Source organism: Wolbachia endosymbiont of Glossina morsitans morsitans (assembly GCF_000689175.1).
GTDB classification, from domain to species: Bacteria; Pseudomonadota; Alphaproteobacteria; order Rickettsiales; family Anaplasmataceae; genus Wolbachia; species Wolbachia pipientis.
The window spans coordinates 1-5961 of record NZ_AWUH01000106.1 but is presented as its reverse complement, the minus strand read 5'-3'; the positions used below and the strand labels follow the sequence as shown (position 1 = coordinate 5961).

Sequence of the window (5961 nt, the reverse complement as noted above, 5' to 3'; positions counted from 1 at the left end):
TAATCCTTTAAATCTTTTCCTTGGTATCCCACATCAGCCCACATTTTCTTAATATTGCTGTATTTTTCCTTCATATTGTCCAATGCCATCTTCACCCCATCTCTGTCATTTTCGCTTGCAGCTCCTACACAGCAACCAAGCACAAATCCTTGAGTATCTGTGATTATATGTCTTTTTCTCCCCTTTACCTTTTTCGCACCATCATAACCTTTGACCCCCCTTTTTCCGTGGTTTTTACCGATTGACTGTCCACTATGCATGCGCTCGGCTTCCCATTTTTGACCTACTATATTTAGTGATATCATAGTTCATTTTCTCAAAAATTCCCTGCTTTTTCCATCTTCTAAACTGTTCATGCACAGCCTTCCACGGCGGAAAATCATGTGGTAAATAGCGCCATTGACATCCTGTGCGCAGTATATAGAGTTGCATTTACTATCTCACACTTACTGTATTTTGGTGGCCTTCCTTCTTTCTTGTACGACACTCTGAAGTGTTTTTCTATTCTCCCTTTTACTTAAATCTGTTGGATATTTTTTCCTCATCTCTTACCTCAATATTCTTTCTTTATATACTACGTATTCCTTGGTTTGTGGACAACCTCTAAGAAGTCTAATAGCAAATTTTTAAGTTCCTCTTTAACTCTTTAACCAGCGGGCTCGCATGAGGAGAGGTCCTCTTCCATAGATATCTTCACACTTTTTTCTCCTTCTGTAGTTGGCGGATGAGTAAGAAAGTGAACCTTTGGTGCACCACTAATTATTGCCATCGGTGGTTGCTCTGCCCCTTCTCCCATAACTAAAACAGCAGATGTTGCCAGTGCATCAAGAAGATTGACTTGTGTTACTTGCAGTGGTTGATTGTAAAGATCTGGCTTGCCTATATAGGAATAAAGTGGTTCAAATCCACACCAACCAAGAGCAACGCCCGTAACCCCAAGGCGCATAGGTGTTATGTTACTATCTGTAATCAAAATACCAAGATGTTTTATGCAGTGTTTTGTCTTGAGATTGTTCCATATTGATAGAGCTGTTTTCTGAACATCCTTTGGGTATAAAATATACATTTCATTACCATTTGATTCATCAATACCAGCAGATGGAATTAAGATATTGTCTTTGATTGTTAAATAGATGCCGTAAGAATTATGGTCTACATCAACAATTGCATCAGCTTCTCTTTTGATTAGCTCTTCTTTAGAACAAGCAGTTTTGCAAACCACTTGTTTTTGACAAATAGAAATTATTTTTGATGTGATAGCAAGAACAACTTCCTCTCTTAGCAACTCTGAAACATAGCGATCAAGAACCTGCTCTAATACTTCTCCACATTCAATGCGGTGGGTATAAATTGCCTCAACATGCATATTAACGTGTCAGCTTGCATTTAGTATAATCTTTTGTTTGAGCAAGAGCGGTTTTATACCATCCATCAAGAAGTGTTAAGTTGAAATATACATCACCTTTATAAAGTCTGTGAATTTCTGTTATGATAAACTCTGAAATTAGATCATACTCCAAAAAAAGGTGCGCTATTTGTGCTCCACCAATCATGAAGACTTTAGAACTACTTTGGATTGACAAAAACTCTTGCATAGAAGAAATAATAGTGCATTTTACTCCTCTGTTAAAACAAGAATTTAATTTGTTACGAGAAAAAACAACAGGGATACGATCCTTCAATATGTTTTGAGGCATAATTTCAAATGTTTTTCTTCCCATAACAATAACTTGTTTGTCAGTCACCTGACGAAAATGATCTAATTCACTTGGATAATGCCAGGGCAATCCATTATTTATTCCAATTACCCCCTTGGGATCAACAGCCATAATTCCGATAACTAGCATCCCTCTAAAGCAGCTTGAGCTACAAAGAGTCGCATGTGATCACGCACATTATGCACTCGAAGGAAATCAACCTTGTTGTTCAATGCAGATGATAAAGCAATTGTTTCTAAATCTCGGTTAAAGACAGGTTCTGTAGAAAAAGAAGAAATAAATGACTTTCTAGAATGACCAACCAGAACTTTGCAGCCAAAATTTTATAACGTTTCTATACCGCGTAAAATCTGGATATTCTGGTACATAGATTTGCCAAAACCAATACCAGGATCAATAATGATCGAGCTTTGATCAAAACCTAGAGCTAGTAATCTATTAATGTTCCTTTCTGCCCAATTACTTATGGTATCAATTGGATCAATGTCACTTGGGATAATGTTGTCACTATGTGGTGGTATGGAGAGTGAATGCATAATAACGATACTACATCCACTGCTAGCAATCGCTTTTAAGGTATTATCATCTAGATCTCCCTTCTGATCGTTTACCCAGGCAATGTTGTAGTGCTCCAAAACATTCAAAATAACATCTGGCCAGAAACTATCAATGCTGACTTTAATGTCACCAACTTTCATATATTGATTAAGGTCATCAAGCACTGGTTTTAAGCGTGCATATTCTGCTTTTGGAGTTTGTATTGAGGAGCCAGGTCTTGTTGATTGAGCACCAACTTCAACTATGCTTGCACCATCTGATAACAGCCGCAGTGCCTGCTTTGTTGCTTGATCTGCATCATAATAAAGACCACCATCTGGAAATGAATCAGGAGTAATATTGACAATACCTATAAGCTCTGGTGAAAGCGTAAAACTCCTTAAAAAGCAATCCTTAATGTTAGGGTTAACAGTACCAAACGTTTTGTTAACTACTGCCATGGGACTCAGCATTGCCATCAAGTGAAGCAAAAATGGTCTGTTTATCAATTCTGGGTGAGGAATCTTAAGGTAGGGTGTATCAAGTGTCAGGTCATCCCATAACAAAATATCCAAATCAATAACGGGAGGTGCCCATTTTTCATAGACCTGCAGACGGCCAATGTCACATTCAATTTGTTTAAGGCTCTTTAACAGCTCTTCAGGAGAAGAAGAACAACTTCCAAACACAAGCATATTTAGAAATGGCCTGTCCCACCCAGGTGGAGCATCATTTGGTAAAATAGCCTTAGTTTCCAGAATAATTGAAGATTTTAAATTTTTAAAATAGCGTTCCTGCAGTAACTGAGCAGCCTTTTGTAAATGGGAAAAGCGATTCCCCATATTTGAGCCAATAGAAATGTAAATCATTCTTGCAACGCATTACGATAAGTAAAGAAAACACTTCCATGCGCACTGGGGACAGGTGGTGCAACTTTGTGAATAGTTACGCCTATAGAAGAAATAATAAGATTTTTTTGCATCACAAGGTTATTAATGGTCCTGTATATATCATGAGTTAAATGCTCGATTAAGTTGAATTGCTTGCTTTGAACGAGAGATTGAATACTCTGAACTACCTCCAAGTAGCATATAGTATCCTCAAGCCGGTCAGTTGTAAGTCCTAAAGGGGGGATTTAAAGGTAAAATCAATGTTAACACTAACTAATTGAGAATGATACTTCTCTTCTGCACTATAGCCTAAATGAACCCAAAGCCGTAAGTCAGATATAAGAAGATTACATGCAGACATTGCATTCCAACATCACTGAGTTTAAGCTACTTACAACTACTAACACACGCTAGCATTCATCATTCCATCAAGAAAACCCCACAAGAGCCTTGCTCCCTTTTGAGCACCCTGCATAACTTTATCTTGCTCTTTTTCATCTAGATCTTCAATAAGATTTGCACATTCCTCAGAATGCCATTCATCAGCATGCATATGGACCGTAAAAAATTGAAGAGAACGCTCATCACTTATTGAATAGTGTTTTTTTAAACCTTCAATTTTAGACTTGGAAACCTCTGGAGTTTGACGTTCGTAAGCGTACAAGGCTCCAAGACCTGCTGCAAAACCTGATCTTACAATGTCAAAGTAACCATCAATTAATTCTTGTGTCTCCTTAATCTGTACACTTTCACGAAGATCAGATCGCGCAACGCCAAGCCCTTCAGCAAAACGTTTCCATAACTCTGGATGATTTTCATCACCTTGTTCCTCTTCTATTAAATTACCAAGTAAAACCTGTTGCATTTTTAGATCTGGGCACAGAAAACGTATACCACTGATGTAACGAGGAAACGCAGCAACGTGGTGATAATATTCTTTAGCATAGGTTTGTAAAGCTTGCAAGCTTAAGCTTCCTGTATTCCATGACTGGTAGAATGGATGATTTAGTAAGTGCAATTCATCTAACTTGTTATTTAGAGACTTAGTAAATTTCATTATTTCCTCTATTATATCAACATATAATTCATATACTATAGTTTTCTCATTGTTACGATCATGCTAACAATGGTGGGATTGGTAGGACTCGAACCTACGGCCAATTCGTTATGAGCGAACTGCTCTAACCGACTGAGCTACAATCCCTTTTATCAATATTTATAATACACACAAAAGCAAATTTGTCTATTAGCTTATTTCACTATCAACCCAACTTAGCAAATCATTTGTTGCACCAATTTTGCGTGCAATCTCCTTACCATCTTGAAATATAATCAAAGTAGGTATAGATTGAACCCCATACTTACTTGGCACTTCAGTTTCTCCACCTATATCGAATTTGCAGATCTTAATCTTGCCCTTTCTATCCTTAACCAATTGTTCTATACGTGGCATTAGACTTTTGCATGGCCCGCACCATTCTGCCCAAAAATCTACCAGCACGAACCCTTTATAGTCAGTGACTTCAGATTTGAAATTTTGATCATTTACCGATGTTATATCATCACTCATAAAATACCTAAATTTCTGTAAAATATAGCGCATCAATTAGCAACTAATCAACTAAATTCTTACCGCAGAGCTTGAAAAATTGCCCTAAAAGTGTTTTGCACAAACAAAAAACTTCTATTACATCTGGTGGTTAAAGATATCCACGTTTTCCCAATCCATTAAGTCTAACTCAATACAAGTAGGAAGAAATTCAAAACACTTTTGGGCCAATTCTTTTCTATTTTCACGTTCCAGCATTAAGTCTAGCTTTTCCTTTATCCTATGGAGATACAAAACATCAGATGCAGCATAACTTTTTTGTTTGTCTGTTAAATTTTCATTTCCCCAATCAGAAGATTGCTGTTGCTTATTTAGTTTGGTATCAAGCAGCTCTAAGCACAACTCTTTTAAGCTATGATTATCTGTGTAGGTGCGAATCAAACGTGAAGCTATTTTTGTGCAATAGCACGGAAGCGCCCAAGTTTCCAAGTAATAACGTATTATGCTCACATCGAATCGCGCGAAGTGAAATATTTTAGTTATATTTTTATCCTCTAATATTTTTCTTAAATTTGGCGCTGTATAATCGTTCTTAAGTTGAACTAAGTGAGCATTACCATCATTAAAAGAGAGCTGCACAAGGCATAATCTATCTCTGCTATGAAGTAGCCCCATTGCCTCGGTATCAACAGCTATAGACCTTATATCATCTGGTATTGAACTAGCTGGCAAGTCGTCTTTATATAAAAATATTCCCATAAAGCTTTGTGGAATAATTAAAAACTTATGATAATCAAAAATAAGCCTTAAGTATACGAAAAGATCATAGAAGGAACCACGCAAGTTTATGGGCTGTCACATTTTTCGTGTACACGGGGTTTACAAATCGCCAAAACCCTGGAATGGCATTATTTACCTTGCATAGCTGCTCAATTGTTGCAGAATCAGCACGGCCTTTGCTTTCAATTTCTTTTAGTTTGCGATCATTTATTAATTTAAATTGCTCCCATGATGAAGCGAGTTCATTGATACGGTGAGCGATATCGGTAAGTGACATAATAGCCTCCTTTGAAAATGAAATAAAAATGGAAATAAGGTAATAGGAATGGCATCCATAGATGTTTCCCACAGCTGTACGAATATTGGAATATGGTACATAGTAAACGATGTCATTCCAGTGCTCTCTTTCTTGTCATCCCAGTGCTTGACAACTTAACTAAAAACGTTGGTTTTAGCGTAAGACAACTACCTTTAGCTCATCAGCTCA

General features: G+C 37.1%; 7 protein-coding genes, 1 tRNA gene and 2 pseudogenes. All 10 read right to left on the bottom strand.

Translation table 11 applies throughout. The features are described 5' to 3' along the window. Window positions 1-545: pseudogene (locus tag WGMM_RS05690) on the bottom strand (IS5 family transposase); the annotation flags it as partial. A 101-nt stretch (window positions 546-646) separates the two neighbouring features. Continuing rightward, window positions 647-1366 carry a putative folate metabolism gamma-glutamate ligase gene (locus WGMM_RS02540; protein WP_038249577.1) on the bottom strand — a complete coding sequence of 240 codons (720 nt, stop codon included), beginning with the start codon at window positions 1364-1366 and terminating at the stop codon, window positions 647-649. Between the two features lies 1 nt (window position 1367). Continuing rightward, complete coding sequence (locus WGMM_RS02535) at window positions 1368-1847, bottom strand: dihydrofolate reductase (protein WP_038249576.1); 480 nt, start codon at window positions 1845-1847, stop codon at window positions 1368-1370. A gap of 194 nt (window positions 1848-2041) precedes the next feature. Further along, window positions 2042-3124, bottom strand: coding sequence for a dihydropteroate synthase (folP, locus tag WGMM_RS02530; protein WP_240991879.1), 1083 nt, complete (start codon window positions 3122-3124; stop codon window positions 2042-2044). Continuing rightward, window positions 3121-3339, bottom strand: a complete 219-nt coding sequence (locus WGMM_RS06655) for a dihydroneopterin aldolase (protein WP_240991878.1) — start codon at window positions 3337-3339, stop codon at window positions 3121-3123. The genes folP and WGMM_RS06655 overlap by 4 nt, the downstream gene beginning before the upstream one ends. A gap of 206 nt (window positions 3340-3545) precedes the next feature. Next, on the bottom strand, window positions 3546-4202 hold the full coding sequence (locus WGMM_RS02520) for a CADD family putative folate metabolism protein (protein WP_038249575.1): 657 nt from the start codon (window positions 4200-4202) through the stop codon (window positions 3546-3548). Between the two features lie 70 nt (window positions 4203-4272). Further along, window positions 4273-4349, bottom strand: a tRNA-Ile gene (locus WGMM_RS02515). A 42-nt stretch (window positions 4350-4391) separates the two neighbouring features. After that, window positions 4392-4715, bottom strand: a complete 324-nt coding sequence (gene trxA, locus WGMM_RS02510; RefSeq protein WP_038249573.1) for a thioredoxin — start codon at window positions 4713-4715, stop codon at window positions 4392-4394. 117 nt (window positions 4716-4832) lie between these two features. Beyond that, window positions 4833-5453: a ribonuclease D gene (locus tag WGMM_RS02505; protein WP_038249570.1), complete on the bottom strand. Its 621-nt coding sequence runs from the start codon at window positions 5451-5453 to the stop codon at window positions 4833-4835. 142 nt (window positions 5454-5595) lie between these two features. Next, window positions 5596-5751, bottom strand: a pseudogene (locus WGMM_RS02500) (phage major capsid protein); the annotation flags it as partial. Between the last annotated feature and the right edge of the window lie 210 nt (window positions 5752-5961).

Bases quoted from the DNA above. Each gene is read 5' to 3' on its own strand.
- WGMM_RS02540 (WP_038249577.1), bottom strand. From the start codon at position 1,366: ATGCATGTTGAGGCAATTTATACCCACCGCATTGAATGTGGAGAAGTA.
- WGMM_RS02535 (WP_038249576.1), bottom strand. From the start codon at position 1,847: ATGCTAGTTATCGGAATTATGGCTGTTGATCCCAAGGGGGTAATTGGA.
- folP (WP_240991879.1), bottom strand. From the start codon at position 3,124: ATGATTTACATTTCTATTGGCTCAAATATGGGGAATCGCTTTTCCCAT.
- WGMM_RS02520 (WP_038249575.1), bottom strand. From the start codon at position 4,202: ATGAAATTTACTAAGTCTCTAAATAACAAGTTAGATGAATTGCACTTA.
- trxA (WP_038249573.1), bottom strand. From the start codon at position 4,715: ATGAGTGATGATATAACATCGGTAAATGATCAAAATTTCAAATCTGAA.
- WGMM_RS02505 (WP_038249570.1), bottom strand. From the start codon at position 5,453: ATGGGAATATTTTTATATAAAGACGACTTGCCAGCTAGTTCAATACCA.